The organism is Trichloromonas sp. (assembly GCF_041583255.1).
Classification (GTDB): Bacteria; Desulfobacterota; Desulfuromonadia; order Desulfuromonadales; family Trichloromonadaceae; genus Trichloromonas.
In genome coordinates this window covers 1-18,725 of the sequence record NZ_JBFHGD010000045.1, presented here as the reverse complement: position 1 = coordinate 18,725, position 18,725 = coordinate 1, and the positions used below count along the sequence as shown (strand labels likewise).

Below are 18,725 nucleotides of genomic sequence, written 5' to 3'. Positions count from 1 at the left end.
TGAAACTATTCCTGGATAAAACCCAGGTCGATGAATTCGCATACAGAATGCGTTAGCAATCATTGAGTCCGCGAGCTGGTGGCACTAAAAAGTGTCCACGAGTTGGTGGCACTCAACAGCAAAGGAGTATCCCGCCCATGATTCGCCTGGCCATTTTCCTGACCGTCTTTCTTGCCATCTACGCGGCGATGCATGCCCTCGTCTACCGGGGCATCCGCCCCGTTCTGACGCCCCGCCCCCGCTCCCGCTGGGCTACCCTGATCTTCATGGGCCTGATGGTGATCTCCCCGGTACTGGTCAGGGGGCTGGAACGGGTCGGCCTGGAAGCCGGCGCCAGGACGCTGGCGTTTGTCAGCTATACCTGGATGGCCTTTGCCTTCATATCCTTCGCCGGCTTCGTTGCCGTATTCGCCTGGGATCTGCTGTTGCGCCCACTGGGGCGGCTGCACGGCGGTTTTTCGGAATGTGCCCTGCACGGCCCCCGCTGCGCCGTCCTCGTTCCGGCCCTGGCCCTGCTCCTGTGCATCTACGGCTCCTTTGAGGCAAACCAGCTGCAGGTCGAGACAATCCGCATTGAAACCGACAAACTCCCGAGCGATGCAAAACCGCTGCGCATCGTCCAGCTCTCTGACTTGCATCTCGGGCTGATCCACCGGCACGCCAAGCTGGAGCAGGTCGTCACGCAGATCGAGCGACTTCAACCCGACCTGCTGGTCGCAACCGGTGATATCGTCGATGCCCGGGTCGAACACCTCGCCGGCCTGGCCGAAATTTTCGCCCGGCTGACGCCTCCCCTCGGCAAGTATGCCATCACCGGCAATCATGAATATTATGCCGGGCTCGAACAGGCCCTGGCGTTTCTTCAGCGCAGCGGCTTCACCATGCTGCGCAACCGGGCCGTCAGCGTCGGCCCGCTGACGCTGGCCGGGGTTGACGACCCGGCCGGCGGCGTCCTTGCCGACGAAGCCGCCCTGGTCAACCCGGCCGACCGCTGCCGCTTCACCCTTTTGCTCAAGCACCGGCCGCTGGTCGCCGCCGGCGAAAACCTTTTCGACCTGCAGCTTTCCGGTCACGCCCATCGCGGCCAGATCGTCCCCTTCAACCTGGTAACCGCCCTCGAATACCCGATGCAGAACGGACTCTACCGCCTGCCAACCGGCACCCGCCTATACGCCAGTCGCGGCACCGGCACCTGGGGCCCTCCGGTCCGGATTTTCTCGCCGCCGGAAATCACCCTGTTCGAACTGGCGCCCTATCGGCCCAATTCGCCCTGACCGCCCCGGCCCGGCCCGCTGGATTGTCCGCCCCACTTATGGCAAACTGAAAAAGCAACCAAAGCGACCCGTCCGCAGGCCGGCCTCGGCCTTTCAGTCAACCAAGGTTACCCCGATGATGCCTTCTTCAGCTGTTGCCATCGACCAGATCCGCCGTGCCCTTGCCGACCATCCGGCGAGGCTCATCACCGGTCCCGAACGGGGGCACGCCGCGGTGGCCCTGCTTTTGCGCCCCGCCGAAACGGGGCTGGAGCTGCTGTTCATTGAGCGGGCCCATCACCCGCAGGATCCCTGGTCGGGCAACCTCGCCTTCCCCGGCGGGCGCATCGATCCCGGCGACGCCGGAGCGCGCCAGGCCGCCGAGCGGGAAACTCGGGAAGAGATCGGCCTCGATCTGGCCCGCGCCGACTACCTGGGCCAACTCGACGACATTGTCGGCGCCTATCTGCCGGTGCGGGTCTCCTCATTCGTTTACGGACTGGCGAAGGATGCCGCGCTCGCCGCCGCCCTCAACCACGAGGTTCGCGACCTCTTCTTTGTCCCCCTGGCCGAACTGCAGAACCCCGGCCGGCATGTCACCGCCGCCATTGACTGGAACAACGGCATCCGCCAGTCCCCTGCCATCGACCTGCTCGGTTCGGGCCGGCCGCTGCTCTGGGGCATCACCTACCGGCTGACCTGTCAATTCATGGAACGTCTCGGCATGCCGGCAATTCCCCCGGTTCCCGAAATCCCGAAGGCCCCATAGACGGTCCAAAGACAAAGGGCGGCGCAGGCCACTCAAGCCCGCACCGCCCCGGAAAACTTCTCTTGCTTGCGATCAGTCCTGCGAATCGCCCTGCGGGGCCTCCTCCGAAGGGACCGGAGCTTTCGCCACCGGCTTCGGCCCCCGGGCCTTGGGCAGAACGAAGGAGAAGGTGCTCCCCTTGCCCGACTCGCTGCGGACCTTGAGTTTGCCGCCGCCCCGGCGGACGAGTTCGTGACTGAGCAGCAGGCCGAGCCCGCTGCCGACCTCGCCGGCGGTTCCGGGCTTCGACAGGCGAGTGCCCATGTGAAACAGCCCCTTGAGTTCTTTTCGGGACATCCCCACGCCGCGGTCCGCCACGCTCACCCGCAGCTTGCCCCCCCGCCCCTTGGCAGTCACCTCGATGACCCCGCCGGGCCGGGAATATTTGACCGCATTGGACAGCAGGTTGCGAACCACGGAACGGACTGCCGTCTCATCAATGCTGACGAAACTCCCGGCAGGGACACCGTTGGTAATGATGACCTGCTTAAGGGTCGCCGCCAACCCGACATGATCGATGCAGCGCTCAACCAACGCATGAAAATCACAGCTCTGCGGAGGCGGAACGCTCTTTTCAAGCTGCAGCTGGGACCAGTGCAGCAGGTTCTCCAGCAGGTCATGGGCCTTGTCGGCCGCCTCGAAAATTCCACTGCTCAGGGCCCGCCGTTCTTCGTCGGAAAGGGTCGTGAAATTCTTTCTCAGCAGTTCGGCATTACCGATCAGGTTGGTGAACGGGCTGCGCAGATCGTGGGAAATCACCCCGAACAGCCGGGCCTTTTCGGTGTCGGCCCGCTGCAGACGGCGCGCCAGGGTGGCTGTGACGGCCATGACCACCAGGCCGAGCAGAATAATGATTATCGTTTCAAACAGGCTTTCGAGACTGTTGACCGGCGTGGCCTCGGCCCCCAGCAAATGGTGCGGCAGATCATAGATTTCGTCGGCCCACAGAAACAGGTTGATAATGGCAAAGCCGATGAATTCGGCCAGCAGGATTTTTTTTGGATTATTCAATTTGGACATGAGTGGCTCCCCGCAGGCAATTCCCTGGCTTTGGCGATAATGCACAGCGCTGATTAAACAAAACCGAGAAACAAAATGCAATCAGAAAGTTCCCGGCAACGGGCCGCGGCGCAGGGGCAAGGATGCATCAAGGGGCGGACTGACCGGAAAAAAACGCCCAGAGCCCCCGGGCCACCGGCTCCGGCAAACCGGGGACCCTCAGCAGCTCCTCCAGGGTGGCCTCACGAATTCGCTTCAGGCTGCCAAAATGCCTGAGCAAGCCCTTGCGGCGGGCCGGACCGACGCCGGGAATCTCTTCGAGCACCGAAGCAAGCGCGGCCTTGCTGCGCAGCTTGCGATGCTGGGCCAGGGCAAAACGATGCGCTTCATCGCGTAGCCGCTCAAGCATGAACAGCGCCGGTGACCCCTGTCGGAGCAGCACCGGGTTCTTGCGCCCGGGCAGAAAAAATCGCTCTTCGCTGCGCTCAAGGGCCCGCCCGCGCACGTTGGCCATAACCCGGCTTTTAGCGATACCGGCGCAGTCGATCCGGCCGGCCAGACCGAGTTCAGCCAGCACCCGGTCGACCACCCCGAGCTGCCCCTTGCCGCCGTCGATCAGGATAAAATCGGGCAGCAGTCCGTCGTCGCGGCCGCGGCTGAGGCGACGCTGCAGGACCTCGTAGAGTGAGGCAAAGTCGTCCGCCCCCGTCACCGTGCGGATTTTAAACTGGCGGTATTCGGCGTGGGCCGGCTCGCCATCGAGCAGCACCGCCATGCTGCCGACACTCTGCTGCCCCTGTACGTTGGAAATATCGTAACATTCCATCCGCCTGGGCAGCCGGTCAAGGTGCAGCCGTTGGCGAAGTTCTACAAGCACGCCTTCGATGGCCTCACGGCGGCTCCCCCGTTCACGAAACGATTCACGGGCATTGCGGTCGGCCAACTCCACCAGCTCGCGCTTGGCGCCCCGCTGCGGTGCCAGCACCTCCACCTTGCGCCCCTTGCGATCGCCGAGCCAATCTGCCAGGGTCGCAGCACCTTCCGGCAGCAGCGGGAGCAGCAGCTGATCGGGAATAAGCACTTCCCGCCCGTAGAACTGCTGCAGAAACGAGGAGAGGAGTTCATCTTCGTCCAGCTTCCAATCGATGGCAAAACTGCGCCGATCAACCAGCTTGCCCTGGCGGATGAACAGGATCGCCACTTCGACCTGCCCCCCTTCCCGGTGCAGCCCGAGCACGTCCTGGTCACCGCCGGCCGGCGTCACCACCTTCTGCCGCTCAACGGTCTGCTCGATGGAACGGATCTGGTCGCGCAGCCGGGCCGCCTCTTCGAAGCGCAGGGAGGAGGACGCCGTCAGCATTTTCTGCCGCAGAACCTGCAACACGTCGCTTTCGCGACCGGACAACAGGGCGATTACGCCGTCGACCAGCTCCCGGTATTCCCGGGCGCTGATTCGGTCATGGCAGGGGGCGCTGCACTGGCCGATCTGAAAAAAGAGGCAGGGGCGGCCGCGCTGGCGACAGACGCCGATCGGGTAATGCCGCAGCGGGAAAATCCGGTAGATTTCCTTCAGCGTGTCCCGAACCGCCGAGGAGGACGCGAAGGGGCCGAAATAAAGGGCGCCGTCGCGCCGGACCTTGCGAACCACCTGCAGCGCGGGAAATTCTTCGGCCAGGTCGAGGCGCAGCGAAACGTAGGTCTTGTCGTCCCGCAGGGTGATGTTGTAGCGGGGGCGGTGCTGCTTGATCAGGGTATTTTCGAGGATCAGCGCTTCTTTTTCGGTATCGGTGACAATCGTCTCGATGTCGCGGACCCGAGCCATGAGAAAGCGGATATGGGCGCGCCCGTCACCGGCGGCGGAAAAGTAGCTGCGCAGCCGGTTGCGCAGGTGTTTGGCCTTGCCGACGTAAAGCACCACCCCCTCGGCCCCCTTCATCAGGTAGACGCCGGGGGCGGCGGGGATTTTTTTCAGGTCGAATTCCGCTGTCGGCCCGTCCATTGACCAGGCAACCCTTTCAGTCTGCGACATGAAGCAAAAAAAGCCAGGGAGATCCCTGGCTTTTTGGTTTAGCACATCAGCGACCGCGAATCATTCGGACAGGCCGAGATGATCGGACTCGATTTCAATAAAGGCACCCAGCACCAGCTTGACCCGCTCCTCGGTCGCCTCATCGAGAAACCGCGTATAGAGCTGCACGGCCCGGCCTTCTCGCTTGTGCGACTCGGCCAGGTTTTCCTTGTGTGACGGCGAGCATTCTCCGGGCTCGAAAAGCTCTTCGGGCTTGGGGACACCGAGAATCTTGCAGAGAACCGAGGCGTGCTCCGCCTCGACTTTGGCCAGCGCGGAGAAGAGGGCCTGCCCCTCCTCGTTGTCGGCCACCTGGGCAGCGCCCCGGTAGAAGGTGCTGTTGCCGACTTCGAGCTCGAGCGCACGCTCAAGATTCTCACGGCTCTTCTTGCTCAGATCGCCAACAGGAACCGGCCGATAATCGGCGGCCGGAACGATATGCCTTGCATGGGCCCCGCAGAAAGGGCAATGGCTCGGCCGCTCCGCGCCTAGATAGGGATCACCACAGATACGGCAGCGATAAACGTTCATGAATAAGTCTCCTGTAGAATTGTTGTGAGAATAGCAAGGAGCCCATCGGCTGTCAACTGAGCTGAGCAGGCAGGACCAACAGTGCACGACGGAAGCCGCCCGCAACCGGCGGTCAAGGGCGCGACCGCGGGTCGAAAATCGATTTCTCTGGTCTTCCTCAGGCAGGCTGGTATAATCTCCGAATGTTTACAACCTGTTCTTGGAGCCTGCCGTGAATCCGCTGTGGAGCAACATCTTCCGAAAAAAAAACGAAGAGGATTCGCTCGCCTATTTTTTGCAGAACCTGGCCATATTTGCCGACCTTGGTCGCCGCGAGCTGAATTTCATCGAGACCCTCGTGCATCCCCGCCACTACGCGCCGGCGGAAACGGTTTTCGAAGAAGGCGACCCGGGAACCGGGATGTACGCAATCCGCTCCGGACGGGTTTCCATCTTTGTCCGCAAACCGGACGGCCAGAAAGTGCAGTTGGCGCTTCTGGGACCGGGGGACTTCTTCGGCGAATCGACCCTGATGGCGCCGGCACGGCGGACCGCTTCCGCCCGCACCCTTGAAAACACCGAGCTGATCGGGTTGTTCCGTGCCGATCTGCTGGAATCGACCCAGAAGCACCCGGCGGTCACCAATACCGTTCTCGCCGGCCTGGCCCGCATTCTCAGCGAACGCCTGCAGGCGGCCGAGATCGAACTCCGACAGCTCCGCACCACCGCCGCACCGGCAGTGCCCCTGCCCCCCGCCGATATTGAACCTGAAACCTGAAATGTGACCATATGGCACCGAAACAAGACCTGACCCGCGTTCACCTGCTGCTGCTGTTTCTGGTTCTGACTGCCGGCATCGCTGCCGGTCTGTCGATCTTCTCCTCGGCCTCGACCATCATTTCGCTGATCCAGACCGCCACCACCGGCCTGTTCGTACCGATCCTGCTCTCCCTCATCGTCACCTTCCTGCTTGACCCCATGGTCACCTTTGTCGAACGGGAGAACATCAGCCGAACCACCAGCATTTTTCTGCTCTACCTGCTGGTCGCCGCCCTGCTCCTGCTGGCTGCCACCTGGATCAGCCCCCATTGGCAAGACATGTGGAACTCGCTGCGCACCGACCTGCCGCGCTATACGGCGAAATTCATCGCCCTGCTGCGCGAAGGGCAGGCCAACCTGCTGGACCGCTTTCCCTATATCGAATACTACGACCTGCCCGGCCGCGCCCGCACCCTGGCCGAGCAGCTGCTGGCCCAGATCCTGGTCGAAACCCCGAAATCAGCCCTGCGGCTCGGCAGCCTGATGATCCTGGTTCCGCTCTTTTCCTTTTTCTTTCTTCGCGACGGCACCCGCATCCTGCGCCTCTGCGTGGCCCTGACCCCGAACCGCTACTTCGAAATGGCCCACGACCTCTCCTACCTGATCAGCCGGCAGACGGCCCACTTCATCCGCGGCCGCATTCTCGAAGCCTTTATCGTCGGGGTAGTGGTGACCGCCGGCCTGTCGCTGACCGACATCCGCTATGCACCGATCCTCGGTCTGTTCGCCGGGGTGACCAACCTGGTCCCCTACATCGGTCCGCTCATCGGCATGGTGCCCGGCATCCTCATCGCCCTGGTCGACCTCGGCATGGGGGGACAGTTCTGGTGGATCCTCATCGTCTACATCCTCATCGCCCAGATCATCGTCGACAATTTCATTCTCATCCCGATCCTCATTTCGCGGGTCTCCAACCTGCACCCCCTCTGGGTCATTTTGGCCATCATCATGGGCGGCAAGCTATACGGGGTACTGGGGATGATCATCGGTGTTCCCGTCGCCAGCGCCATCAAGATCGCCCTGCTTGAAATCCGCCATTACCGCAGCACCTTCTCCCTGCCGGACACCTCACAGGAGCCGGACCGGCTGACCTGAACCACACCGGCCGCGACTCTTTCGGCCCCACCCGTCAAAACCGGCCCCACCCCCCATCCCCACGCTTGACTTTAACATGCCGTTTACACCATACTCTTGCAAATCTCCAATATTATTGAGCTGGAATGAACCCTTACCTCTTCAAATTCGTCAACAACCTGCGCCTGCGCGGCAAGATTCTCTGCCTGGTCCTGCCCCTGGTCATCCTGCCTATTTTCGTGATCGGCGGCGTGATCGGGGTCATTGCGACCCAGCAGGCCTATCGCGGCATCACCACGACCAGCAAAGACGACCTGGACCACATGGCCCACTTCACCATCGACCTGCTCGATGCCCACCATCAGCAGTTCCAGGTCTACAAGCAGGACAAGCAGAAACTGATTCGCGAGGAACTGACAACCCTGACCGACCTGGCTTACAACCTGGTCGCAACCCAGTATCAGCAGCAGCAGAAGGGGGAACTGTCCCTGCCGGCAGCCCAGGCTCTGGCCCGGAGGTCCCTGAAGCAGGTCAGCTTCGGCGAAAGCGGCTACACCTATGCGATGAACAGTTCCGGTGACCTGCTGGTGCATGTTGCCCGCGAGGGGGAAAACATCTTCAACGAGCAGGACGAAGATGGTCGCTATTTTATCCGCGCCCTGATCCAGACCGCGGTAAAGTCTCCGCCGGGGCAGGTCCTGTTCAGCATCTACCCCTGGCGCAACGAGGCCCTCGGCGACCGCCTGCCGCGCAAGAAAATCGTCGCCTACCGCTATTTTCCCGAGTGGGACTGGATCATCGCCACCGGCGGCTACATCGAAGAGACCTACGAAGACGTGGAGTTCGAAAAGCAATCCCTGGCCGACCTCAAACTCAAGATCAAAAGCAAGCGGGTCGGCCAGACCGGTTATATCTTCTGCATGGACCGCCAGGGAACCCTGACCATCCACCCCGATGCCGAAGGTCAGAATGTCGCAGACAGCCAGGATTCGGACGGACGTCATTTCATCCGCGAAATGACCCAGCATAAAAACGGCTGGATCCGCTACCCCTGGCAGAACATCGGCGACGCCACACCGCGCATGAAAATCGTCCGCTACCGCTACTACAAGCCCTGGGACTGGATCGTCGCCGTCGGCTCCTACGAAGACGAGTTCTTCCACGAGGCCAACGTCATCAAATGGCGAATCATGGCGAGCATGCTGATGCTCCCGCTGTTCGTCGACACCATGGCCGTGATCCTGCTGGTGATCGCCTCGCGGATCCTGACCGAACCGATCCAGAACATGATCGCCGTCATCCGCCAGGTCAAGAAGGGCCGGCTCGAGCAGCGCATGCCGGTCGAGTCGAACGACGAACTGGGCGAATTGGCCATCGCCTTCAACAAGATGACCAGCATGATCCGTCGCAACCGGGAGATGGAGTCCTCGCTGGCCCAACAGGGGAAAATGGCCTCGCTGGGAGTCCTCTCGTCGGGGGTGGCCCACGAGATCAACAACCCGCTCGGCGTCATTCTCGGCTATGCCAGCTACATGGAAGGCAAGATGTCGCCGGACGAGCCCTATTACAACTTCATCCACGAGATCAAGCGGGAGAGCAAGCGCTGCAAAAAAATCGTCCAGGACCTGCTCAGTTACGCCCGCACTCCGCAACCGACCCTGGCCGAAACCGACATCCACGGGCTGCTGCACCAGATCGTCGATTTTGCCGCCAACCATACCGACATGCACCATGTCAGCGTGCTCAAGGAGTTCGCCCCGGAACTCCCCCGCATCCAGGTCGACGGCGACCAGTTGCGCCAGGTGGCAATCAACCTGATTCTCAACGCCGGCGCTGCCATGCAGGAAGGCGGACAGCTGGTCGTCAGAACCACCTTCGACGAGAGCTGGGTCAATATCATCTTTGCCGACAACGGCGCCGGGATTCCGGAAGAAAACCTGGAAAAGATCTTCGAGCCGTTTTTCACCACCCGGGCCCGGGGTACCGGGCTCGGCCTGGCCATCACCAAACAGATCATAGAACAGCATCAGGGGCAAATCACCCTGGACAGCACGGTCGGCGTGGGGACCACCATTACCGTCCGGCTGCCAGTGACACGGGAGGACTACTTAGATGGCTCCGAAACGGATCCTGCTGGTTGACGACGAAGAAGGTCTCTGTCGGATGATGGTGGCCATCCTCACCGATAGCGGCTACACGGTGAAGGGATACACCCGCTCCTTCGAGGCCGTGGAGGATTACCGCCACGGTGACTGGGACCTGGTGATTTCCGACATCAAGATGCCGGGCATGGACGGTCTCGAGGTACTGGGCCGGATCAAGGACAAATCGCCTGACATCCCGGTCATCATGATCACCGCCCACGCCACCGTCGACATGTCGATCCAGGCCCTGCGCAAGGGGGCCTACGACATGCTGACCAAGCCCTTTGAACCCGAGGAGCTGCTGTACCGGGTCAAAAACGCACTCAAGCACACCCAGCTGCTGACCGAAAACCGGGAACTGCGCGACGAACTGGTCGGCAAGTTCCGCTTCGACAACATCATCGGCGATTCCCCCCAGCTCAAGGACCTGCTGCAGAAGGTCGAAAAAGTGGCCATCCGCGACACCTCGGTGCTGATCACCGGCGAATCAGGAACCGGCAAAGAGCTGATCGCCCAGGCCGTGCATTACAATTCGCCGCGCAAGGGTAAACGGTTTGTCGCCATCAACTGCGGCGCCCTGCCGGAAACCATCCTCGAGAGCGAACTGTTCGGCACCAAGAAAGGGGCCTTCACCGGCGCCACGGAAAATCGCCAGGGCCTGCTCGAGGCGGCCGACGGCGGCACCCTGTTTCTGGACGAAATCGGCAACCTGCCGATGAACGTGCAGAAGACCCTGCTGCGCTTTCTGCAGGAGCAGGAGTTCCTGCGCCTCGGCGACACCAAGCCGATCAAGGTCGATGTCCGGGTCATTTCGGCCACCAACTCGGACCTGATGGCCGAAGTCAAGGCCGGCACCTTCCGCGAGGATCTCTATTACCGCTTCAATGTGGTCAACGTTCACCTGCCGCCATTGCGGGAACGGCGCAAAGACATCCCGCTGCTGGCAGCGCATTTCATCAAGCTGCAGAACGAAAAGTTCGGCACCCGGATCCGCGGTCTTTCGCCCGAAGCCTTTCAATCCGCCTGCGACTACGGCTGGCCCGGCAACATTCGGCAGCTGCGCAACGTCATCGAGGCCTGCATGGCCATCGAAAACGACGAATGGATCAGCCTGCCGGTCTTGTCCCAGTTCATCGAGGTCGAGTCCGCGCCGGCCCGGGAGGATGTCGAAGAAGACGGCTATTCCGCCGCCCTCTCCCGCTTTGAGACCAATTACCTGATCGGCCTGTTGAAAAAGAGCGCCGGAAACATCGATGCTGCGGCCCGCGAAGCAGGCATGAACATGGCTACCATTTACCGCAAACTCAAGAAATACGACATCAAAAAGGAAGATTATTCCTGATCGGCTCTCGCACCGCTGCAAATCTGAGGCAGGCCGCCCTGGCACACCTGCAGCATCGCGAATATTGGCAGACGTAAGCGGCTAATGCACCGATAACATAGAAGTTCCATCTCCTCTCCCGGAACCGGGCCCTCCCGGGCCTGATTCGGGAGGGCTCGCCCCTCTTGCATTCATGCAAAAAAGAACGCCCCTGCCAGCATTACCCACCCCCCCGAAAGACGCATTCAACCCACCGGAATAATACGCTTTTATTTTATTGCTTATTTTTTTACGGATTTGGTACGCCGGTTGCTCTAGTGATTAACGATCACTTTTCCTGGCCAGGCGTAACAAAACACCGGCCGGCACCGACTGAGGACTCTTGAATGATCTGCCCTTTTTTCGGAAAAAACGAAGATTACTGCGATGTCGGCTGTAGTTATATTTCACCATCCGACGTCAGAAAAATCATTCAATTCTGCTCATCCCACCCGGATCGCTGCCCGCTCTTCCTGGACCTGATGGAACGACACCCGGAGGAAGCGGCTCTCTCTTACCGGGATGACTCGCCCGCCTCGGCACCAGCAGCAGCGCTGCTCCGACAACCGAGCGAATCCTTGCCTCGTTCTGAGCCATCCAGCACCCGACCGGAACCTGAAACAGAAGCGGTCAAACGCACTGCAACCAAACCACTCTCCCCTGCCGACACCTTGGCCAATCCGGCCCCTTCCGGGTTGCTCGCCTTCGGCATGACCACGGCGCTGCTAGGCCTTCACCATACCGGCACCTTTCCGCTCGACAGCACCATGCTCGGCATGGGGGTTTTTTACGGCGGCCTTGGCCAGATCGTCGTCGGCTTCGTGGAGTGGAAACGCCAGCACCTTTTCGGCGCCGCGGCCTTCACCTCCTTCGGCCTCTTCTGGCTGTCGCTGATCGCCATGACCATTCTACCTGGCAACCGGTTCGGTGAATTTCACCAGGATACCGCCATGACCGCTTACCTGGTTTTGTGGGGGCTGTTTACCGCGGTTCTTTTCCTCGGTGCCCTGAAGCTGAACAGGTCTCTGCAATTCGTGCTCGGCTCGCTGATTCTTTTTTATCTCCTTCTGGCTGCCGGCACCGCAACCGGCAGCCGTCTCATTACCGCGATTTCCGGCTGGGCAGGCGTCTTCTGCGCTTTCGCCGCCATCTACACCGGCCTTGCCCAGATCTTGAACGAGATTTTCGGTCGCGCCGTCGCCCCCCTGGGCGAACACGACAGGACAATGGACCAAACGATTCAGAAACACCCGTCCTGACTTGCACGGCCAGTCAACTTTTGCAGACATGCGAATTTACCATGAATGTTTTTCGCCCATGCAACGCCTGAGCAAAGCCCCTCCCCGACAAAACAAAGCTGGCGCTGAATCAAGCGGTTACCCCCTGCCAGCCCCTTCCCCACCGATCCACCCGTTATGGTATGCCTCATAAATCACAGTTTTTTTTCGCATATACGCAAAAAAAAATCATCGCCCCCCTCTTCCGCACAGCCCCCATTATCACGTTCTAAACAACTGAAATTACGTGCTTTAACTTTTCACACCCCGACGCATACAGATGGCATGCCGCTTGCTTTTATTTCTGGCAGTTACTCCTTAAGGAACGGGGAGAGTCCGGTACTGTCGAGGGCCAGTTCCGGGCTCTTTCCCGAGCCACCCCGCCAGAACAAACAAACCATAATATTACAGCGCATCACCGCATTGCACCGTTTCTGCATTCCCCCATCCTTCTGGGCACCATAAACCGGAACCATGCATTCGCCGCTTCTTCAAAATAAATGATCGCAGGTCAAGCCCTCCCGTCTCCCCTCCCATGAAAATAAAACCAGGTTTCAGTTAAGACAAAAAACACCCATCCACCCAAACACTGCAAAACAAAAGACTCCTCGACTCACACTTAGGTCTTGACTTATTTTAGAACAATGGTTAATTTCGACATATAACGCCATCGCAACAGGGGAGGTCAATGAACGCTAAAATAAGCCAGCACATGATTCTCCTGGGACTCTGTGCCATGATATTCTACGCGGTCATGCTGATTTCCGGCAAACTGCCGATTGACGCCATGCCCCAGTTTGTCGTCTCCGCGGTCATCTTTATGAGTTCCGGCCATTTCATGCGCAAGGCCGCCCGGGCCATGGCTCGCGACGAAGAAGAGGACGACAAGTCACAGCAAAAACTCCGTGAAACCGACTGGCCCTGGCTGACCACCCTGCTGAACTGGACTGCCGCCTTTCTCGTCATCGGCATCATGGCGATCATCCTGATGAAACCGATGGGGATAACCTTCACCGAAGCGTTCAAGGCGCCCAAGAGCCACGACCAGCATTATTTTTCCCACTCGATCCCCTAACGACATCCGTCGCCAGCAAACGATTGAAACCGCCCTTTCGGGCGGTTTTTTTGTTTTCAACATTCCGCACGCCCTCCCCACACCGACAAAACCCCCTTGACAAAGATCGACACCATGGACTAATGTCCAAAGATGTCCACATGGAAGCAATGATGTCATTGATGAGGGATAAATGAACCTATCCGTTAAAGACGCCGCCAGACTGCTGAACCTGTCCGAAAAAACCATCTATCGCTGGATCAAGCAGGAAATCATTCCCGCCTACCGGGTCCACGAGCAGTACCGCTTCAACCGCTCCGAGCTGCTCGAGTGGGCAACTTCGCGGCGGATGGGGGTTTCTCCCGAACTCATCCACGAACCCGAGGCCGATGCCGCCCCGCTGCCGTCGCTGAGCGAGGCCATGGAAGCGGGCGGGGTTTTCTACCGGGTCGGGGGGGCGAGCCGGGACATCGTACTCACCGAGGTCGCCCAGCACCTGCGGCTCCCCGACGAAGTCGACCGGGGCTACCTGCAGCGGGTCCTGGTGGCCCGGGAGCGCATCGCCTCCACCGGCATCGGCAACGGGATTGCCATTCCCCACCCCCGCAACCCGGTCCTGCTGCACATCACCAAGCCGACCGTTACCCTCTGCTTCCTTGAACAGTCCGTCGATTTTCATGCCCTGGATGGACAGCCGGTCCGCATCCTCTTTACGGTCATCACCCCGACCCTCCGCTCCCACCTGCACCTGCTTTCGAAACTCGGCTTCGTGCTCCACGACAAGAGGTTCATGAAAACACTGACAGAAGTAGGCACCCGCGAAGAAATCTTCTCGGCCCTGCGCCTGGCTGAAACAGAACTGGGGGCCACCAGGCCATGAAACCACTGCTCCTTGCCCTTGGGATACTACTGACAGGGGGGCTGGGAGCCCTGCTGGCCGGCAGGCGAGCAAAACTGGCCACCACCATCGGCTCCGGAAGCGCGATCCTCGCCTGCCTGCTGGGACTTGCCGCAGCAGGGCCGGCGCTAGGTTCCGGGACATCAGAGCATCTCAGCCTTTTCTGGCAGGTTCCCGGCGGCAGCTTCACCCTGCACATCGATCGTCTTTCAGCATTCTTCCTCGTCCCCATCTTCACCCTGTCCCTGCTCTGCGCCCTCTACGGCAATGAATACCTGAAAAGCACCGCCGCCACCCGGCGCCAGGGACCACCCTGGTTCTTCTTCAACCTGCTTGTCGCAACCATGGCCCTGGTAACAACCGCCGCCAATGCGGTGCTGTTTCTGACCGCCTGGGAACTGATGTCGCTGACCTCTTTTTTTCTGGTGACCTTCGAGCAGCAGCATGAGTACGTCCGCCGGGCAGGCTGGCTCTACCTGCTGTCCACCCACCTCGGCACAGGCCTGCTCTTTGCCCTCTTCCTGCTGCTGAGCGCCTGGGCCGGCAGCCCGGATTTTGCCGCTTTCGGCTCGCTGGTCGATCTCTCGGCCGGCCCTGCAGCCGTAATTTCCCTGCTGGCGCTCTTCGGATTCGGGGCCAAGGCGGGTCTTTTCCCCCTGCACGTCTGGCTGCCCGACGCCCATCCCGCGGCGCCGAGTCACGTTTCAGCCCTGATGTCCGGGGTCATGATCAAGACCGGCATCTACGGCATTCTTCGAATCTGCGGATTCCTGCCGCCGGCACCGGCCTGGTGGGGCGGCCTGCTGATGGGGCTGGGGATCGCCGGCGCCTTGTTCGGAATATCGATGGCGGCCATGCAGCAGGACATCAAGCGCTGCCTGGCCTACTCCACCGTGGAGAACGTCGGCCTGATCTTTATGGCACTGGGACTAGGCTGGTACGCCGCCGCCCGCCAGCTGCCAGAAATCGCCCTGCTGGCCCTGGCCGGCGGGCTGCTGCACCTGTGGAACCACGCCCTGTTCAAAGGGCTGATGTTTTTGGGTGCCGGCTCCCTGTTGGACGGCACCGGCACCCGTGACCTTGACCAGATGGGCGGCCTGTTAAGGCGGATGCCCGCCACCGGAACCCTGCTGCTCGGCGGCAGCATCGCCATCTGCGCGCTCCCCCCGCTCAACGGTTTTGTCAGCGAATGGCTGATCTACCGGGGACTGCTGCAGACCGGCAATGCTTCAGGCGGCCTGCAGGGCCTCTTCCCCTTACTGCTGGTCGGGCTGCTGGCCCTGACCGGGGGCTTGGCGGTGGTGGTTTTTACCCGCCTGACCGGCATCGCGCTGCTCGGCCAGCCCCGCCAGCCAAAGGCCGCCCTCGCCCATGAAGCGGGCTGGCCCATGCTGCTGCCCATGGCCGTGCTTTTTGGGCTCTGTCTGGCGTTCGGGCTTTTTCCCGAAACTCCGCTGCGGCTGATTCTCGGCGTCGCCGGAGACTGCCTCCACCAGTCCGCACTGCCGCCCCAGGCACTGCCGGATTCCATCGGCCGACTCGGGACAAGCCTCTTCGCCGCCCTGGCCATCATTCTGCTCATCGCCTTCGGTCTGCATCGGCGATTGCGCCGGGTCGACGGGAAACGCCCCACCTGGGGCTGCGGCTATGCGTTTCCCGGTGTCAGGATGGCCTATACGGCCGAGGGGTATGCCGAACTGGTTCAGCATCAACTGTTGCCGCAAGGGCTGCGCCCGAAAGAAACCGGCGCCGCGCCCCAGGCTATCTTCCCGGCCGTGGAAACGATATCCCAGGAATCGGCCGACCCGGTCTTTCAGCGGCTGCTTGCCCCGTTCTTCAGCGAAATTGCCCGCCGCTGCAACCAGCTGCACTGGCTGCAGCACGGCCGTCTGCATATCTACCTGCTCTACATTTTCCTCACCTGCTTTTTGCTGCTGGCCTGGTCCACCCTGACCGAGTGGGGATTGCCATGGTGATGGCAGCGTTTATCTCGGCAACCCTGATGCTGCTAGGCTCCGGGCTTCCCGGCTTCTTCTGCGGCCGAACGTCGCCGCGCGGGGAACGCCTTGCGGCAGGGTTCCTGATAACCGGTGCGCTGCTGGGAGCCGGCGCGGTGGCCGCCGCCCTGCTGGCTCCGGCCACTCCGGCCATCCAGCTGCCATGGCCGATTCCCGGCGGCGCCTTTTCGTTGACCATTGACGGCATCTCGGCCTGCTTTCTGCTGCCGGTCTACCTGGTCAGTGCTGCCGGCGCCGTCTATACCCTCGGCTACTGGCCGCAACGCAGCAACCCGCTGAGCGGCATCAGGCTGCGCTTCTTCTACGGCTGGATGGCCGGCGCCCTGACCCTGGTGCTGACCGCCAGCAACGGCATCCTGTTTCTGGTCAGTTGGGAGATCATGGCCCTGACCGGTTTCTTCCTGATCACCACCGACGACCGGGGGCTTGAAATCCGTCGCGCGGGCTTTATCTACCTGGCCTGCACCCATGCCGGAACGCTGGCGCTGCTTGCCCTGTTCGCCCTGCTCGGCCAGTTCAGCGGCAGCTTCGACTTCCCCCCGGTCGGAAGCCTGCCTGACGCCGCGGCCCCGGCCACCGCCATCTTTCTGCTCGCCCTGTTCGGCTTCGGTCTCAAAGCCGGACTGATGCCGCTGCACATCTGGCTGCCAGGCGCCCATGCCGCCGCCCCCAGCCAGGTTTCGGCTCTGCTCTCCGGGGTCATGATCAAAACCGGCATTTACGGGCTCATCCGGGTAACCGGCTTTTTTGATATCCCGCCGATCTGGTGGGGCTGGACTATCCTGGCCCTCGGCGCCATTTCCGGCGTCATGGGGGTCGCCTTCGCCATCGCCCAGCATGACATCAAGCGCCTGCTGGCCTATCACAGCGTCGAAAATATCGGCATCATCGCCCTCGGCCTGGGGACCGCCCTGCTCGGCAAAAGCTGCGGCCAGCCGCTGCTCACCACCCTGGGCCTGGCCGGGGCGCTGCTGCACGTAATCAATCACGGCCTGTTCAAATCGCTGCTGTTTCTCGGCGCCGGATCACTAATTCACGCCACCGGCAGCAGGGAAATCGACCATTACGGCGGCCTGCTGCAGCGGCAGCCGTTGACCGGCCTGTGCTTTCTCGGCGGCGCGGTCGCCATCTGCGGACTGCCGCCTCTAAACGGCTTCGTCAGCGAATGGTTCATCTACCTCGGGTTATTCAAGTCCCTCGGCCATGACGCACCGGCCCTGCGGTTGGCGGTCTTCGCCGCCCCGGTGCTGGCCCTGATTGGCGGTCTGGCCCTGGCCTGCTTCGTCAAGGTTTTCGGTGCCGCCTTCCTCGGCAGCCCGCGCACCCCCGCCGCCGCATCCGCCCACGAAGCACCCGCCAGCATGCTGTTGCCGATGGCGGTGCTGCTCGCCTGCTGCGCCCTGATCGGGCTCTTTCCTGCGGCCGCCGTCCCCCTGCTCGACCGGGCCCTGGCGGCATGGTCCGCAGAAACCGGCCCCCTGCCGTCCCTCTCCACTGCGGTCGCCCCGGTGGCCGGCATCAGCGGGGCCGCCCTGGCCCTGGCGCTTCTGCTCGGAACGCTGGCCCTCTGGATCTCTCGCCGAAAAACGACCCAGACGCCGCACCTTCCGACCTGGGGCTGCGGCTACGCCTTCCCCGCGGCACGCATGCAGTACACCGCCTCATCCTTTGCCGAAATGCTGGTCGGGCTCCTGCGCTGGGGACTTCGCCCCGAGCGCCATGGCGGCCGGGTCGAAGAACTGCTGGCAAAACCGGCCGAACTGGCCACCCACACCCCCGACACCGTTCTCGACCGCGGCGTGGTTCCCGCCTGCCGCTTCGCTATCCGCATCTGCACCTGGCTGCGGGCGCGGGTGCAGAACGGCCACACCGGCTGCTACCTGTTGTACGTGGCGCTGGTTCTCGGCGCCCTGTTGACGCTGGCTACCCTGTTACGAGGTTGACATGATCGGCAACGCCCTGATTCACCTGGTCATCCTGCTGCTGCTCTCCCCCCTGCTGCTCGGGGTGATCGGCAAAACCAAGGCCCTCTTCGGCGGCCGCTGCGGGGCTCCGTTTCTGCAGCTCTATTTCGACCTGTGGAAGCTGCTGCGCAAGGGGATGGTCCTCAGCGAGACCACCACCTGGGTCTTTCTGGCCGGACCGGTGGTCGGCCTGGCCGTACCGCTGCTGGCCGCGATGCTGCTCCCCTTCGGCGCCCTGGCCGCACCGGTCTCCTTCGACGGCGACATGATCCTGTTCGTCTACCTGTTCGGCCTGGCCCGCTTCTTCACCGCCTCGGCCGCCCTCGACACCGGTTCGAGCTTCGAGGGGATGGGGGCGGCCCGCGAGGTCACCTTTTCCTGCCTGGCCGAACCGACCGTCCTGTTCGGGATGATCGTGCTGGCTCGCCTGGCCGGCGACCTGTCGCTGCAGGGGATGCTCGGTCCCGGCCTGTCGGAGA

General features: G+C 61.7%; 15 protein-coding genes. 12 read left to right on the top strand and 3 right to left on the bottom strand.

The window, feature by feature from the left end; translation table 11 throughout:
• Positions 1-137 precede the first annotated feature (137 nt).
• Both ABYV89_RS05595 and ABYV89_RS05590 read left to right on the top strand, forming a co-directional pair.
• Positions 138-1,274, top strand: coding sequence for a metallophosphoesterase (locus ABYV89_RS05595; protein ID WP_432821954.1), 1,137 nt, complete (start codon positions 138-140; stop codon positions 1,272-1,274).
• Between the two features lie 115 nt (positions 1,275-1,389).
• Positions 1,390-2,022: an NUDIX hydrolase gene (locus ABYV89_RS05590; protein WP_432821953.1), complete on the top strand. Its 633-nt coding sequence runs from the start codon at positions 1,390-1,392 to the stop codon at positions 2,020-2,022.
• Positions 2,023-2,094: 72 nt separating this feature from the next.
• Here the strand turns inward: ABYV89_RS05590 and ABYV89_RS05585 are convergent, their stop codons facing one another.
• The 3 genes from ABYV89_RS05585 to ABYV89_RS05575 all read right to left on the bottom strand — a co-directional run bounded on the left by ABYV89_RS05585 (position 2,095) and on the right by ABYV89_RS05575 (position 5,659).
• The gene (locus tag ABYV89_RS05585) at positions 2,095-3,081 is read right to left on the bottom strand and encodes a sensor histidine kinase (RefSeq protein WP_432821952.1); all 987 of its coding nucleotides are present in this window, start codon (positions 3,079-3,081) and stop codon (positions 2,095-2,097) included.
• 127 nt (positions 3,082-3,208) lie between these two features.
• Entirely contained in the window at positions 3,209-5,059 is a 1,851-nt protein-coding gene (gene uvrC, locus ABYV89_RS05580) for an excinuclease ABC subunit UvrC (RefSeq protein WP_432821951.1), read from the bottom strand.
• Positions 5,060-5,149: 90 nt separating this feature from the next.
• On the bottom strand, positions 5,150-5,659 hold the full coding sequence (locus tag ABYV89_RS05575) for a ferritin family protein (protein WP_432821950.1): 510 nt from the start codon (positions 5,657-5,659) through the stop codon (positions 5,150-5,152).
• Positions 5,660-5,870: 211 nt separating this feature from the next.
• Here ABYV89_RS05575 and ABYV89_RS05570 point away from each other — a divergent pair, with 211 nt between their 5' ends.
• The 10 genes from ABYV89_RS05570 to ABYV89_RS05525 form a co-directional block, all read left to right on the top strand.
• The gene (locus ABYV89_RS05570; RefSeq protein ID WP_432821949.1) at positions 5,871-6,416 is read left to right on the top strand and encodes a Crp/Fnr family transcriptional regulator; all 546 of its coding nucleotides are present in this window, start codon (positions 5,871-5,873) and stop codon (positions 6,414-6,416) included.
• A gap of 11 nt (positions 6,417-6,427) precedes the next feature.
• A complete protein-coding gene (locus ABYV89_RS05565) occupies positions 6,428-7,552 on the top strand; it encodes an AI-2E family transporter (RefSeq protein ID WP_432821948.1) in 1,125 nt (374 codons plus the stop codon).
• Positions 7,553-7,677: 125 nt separating this feature from the next.
• Complete coding sequence (locus tag ABYV89_RS05560; RefSeq protein ID WP_432821947.1) at positions 7,678-9,672, top strand: cache domain-containing protein; 1,995 nt, start codon at positions 7,678-7,680, stop codon at positions 9,670-9,672.
• A complete protein-coding gene (locus ABYV89_RS05555; protein WP_432821946.1) occupies positions 9,644-11,017 on the top strand; it encodes a sigma-54-dependent transcriptional regulator in 1,374 nt (457 codons plus the stop codon). The genes ABYV89_RS05560 and ABYV89_RS05555 overlap by 29 nt, the downstream gene beginning before the upstream one ends.
• A gap of 689 nt (positions 11,018-11,706) precedes the next feature.
• Entirely contained in the window at positions 11,707-12,294 is a 588-nt protein-coding gene (locus ABYV89_RS05550; RefSeq protein ID WP_432821945.1) for an acetate uptake transporter, read from the top strand.
• Positions 12,295-13,000: 706 nt separating this feature from the next.
• A complete protein-coding gene (locus tag ABYV89_RS05545) occupies positions 13,001-13,387 on the top strand; it encodes a hypothetical protein (RefSeq protein WP_432821944.1) in 387 nt (128 codons plus the stop codon).
• Between the two features lie 172 nt (positions 13,388-13,559).
• Positions 13,560-14,246, top strand: a complete 687-nt coding sequence (locus ABYV89_RS05540) for a PTS sugar transporter subunit IIA (protein ID WP_432821943.1) — start codon at positions 13,560-13,562, stop codon at positions 14,244-14,246.
• Positions 14,243-16,240 carry a proton-conducting transporter transmembrane domain-containing protein gene (locus ABYV89_RS05535; protein ID WP_432821942.1) on the top strand — a complete coding sequence of 666 codons (1,998 nt, stop codon included), beginning with the start codon at positions 14,243-14,245 and terminating at the stop codon, positions 16,238-16,240. Before ABYV89_RS05540 ends, ABYV89_RS05535 begins: the two co-directional genes overlap by 4 nt.
• Positions 16,234-18,225 (top strand): proton-conducting transporter transmembrane domain-containing protein, encoded by a 1,992-nt coding sequence (locus ABYV89_RS05530; RefSeq protein ID WP_432821941.1) that lies wholly within the window; start codon positions 16,234-16,236, stop codon positions 18,223-18,225. The genes ABYV89_RS05535 and ABYV89_RS05530 overlap by 7 nt, the downstream gene beginning before the upstream one ends.
• A gap of 4 nt (positions 18,226-18,229) precedes the next feature.
• On the top strand, positions 18,230-18,725 hold a 496-nt coding region (locus tag ABYV89_RS05525; protein ID WP_432821940.1), incomplete at its 3' end, for a respiratory chain complex I subunit 1 family protein.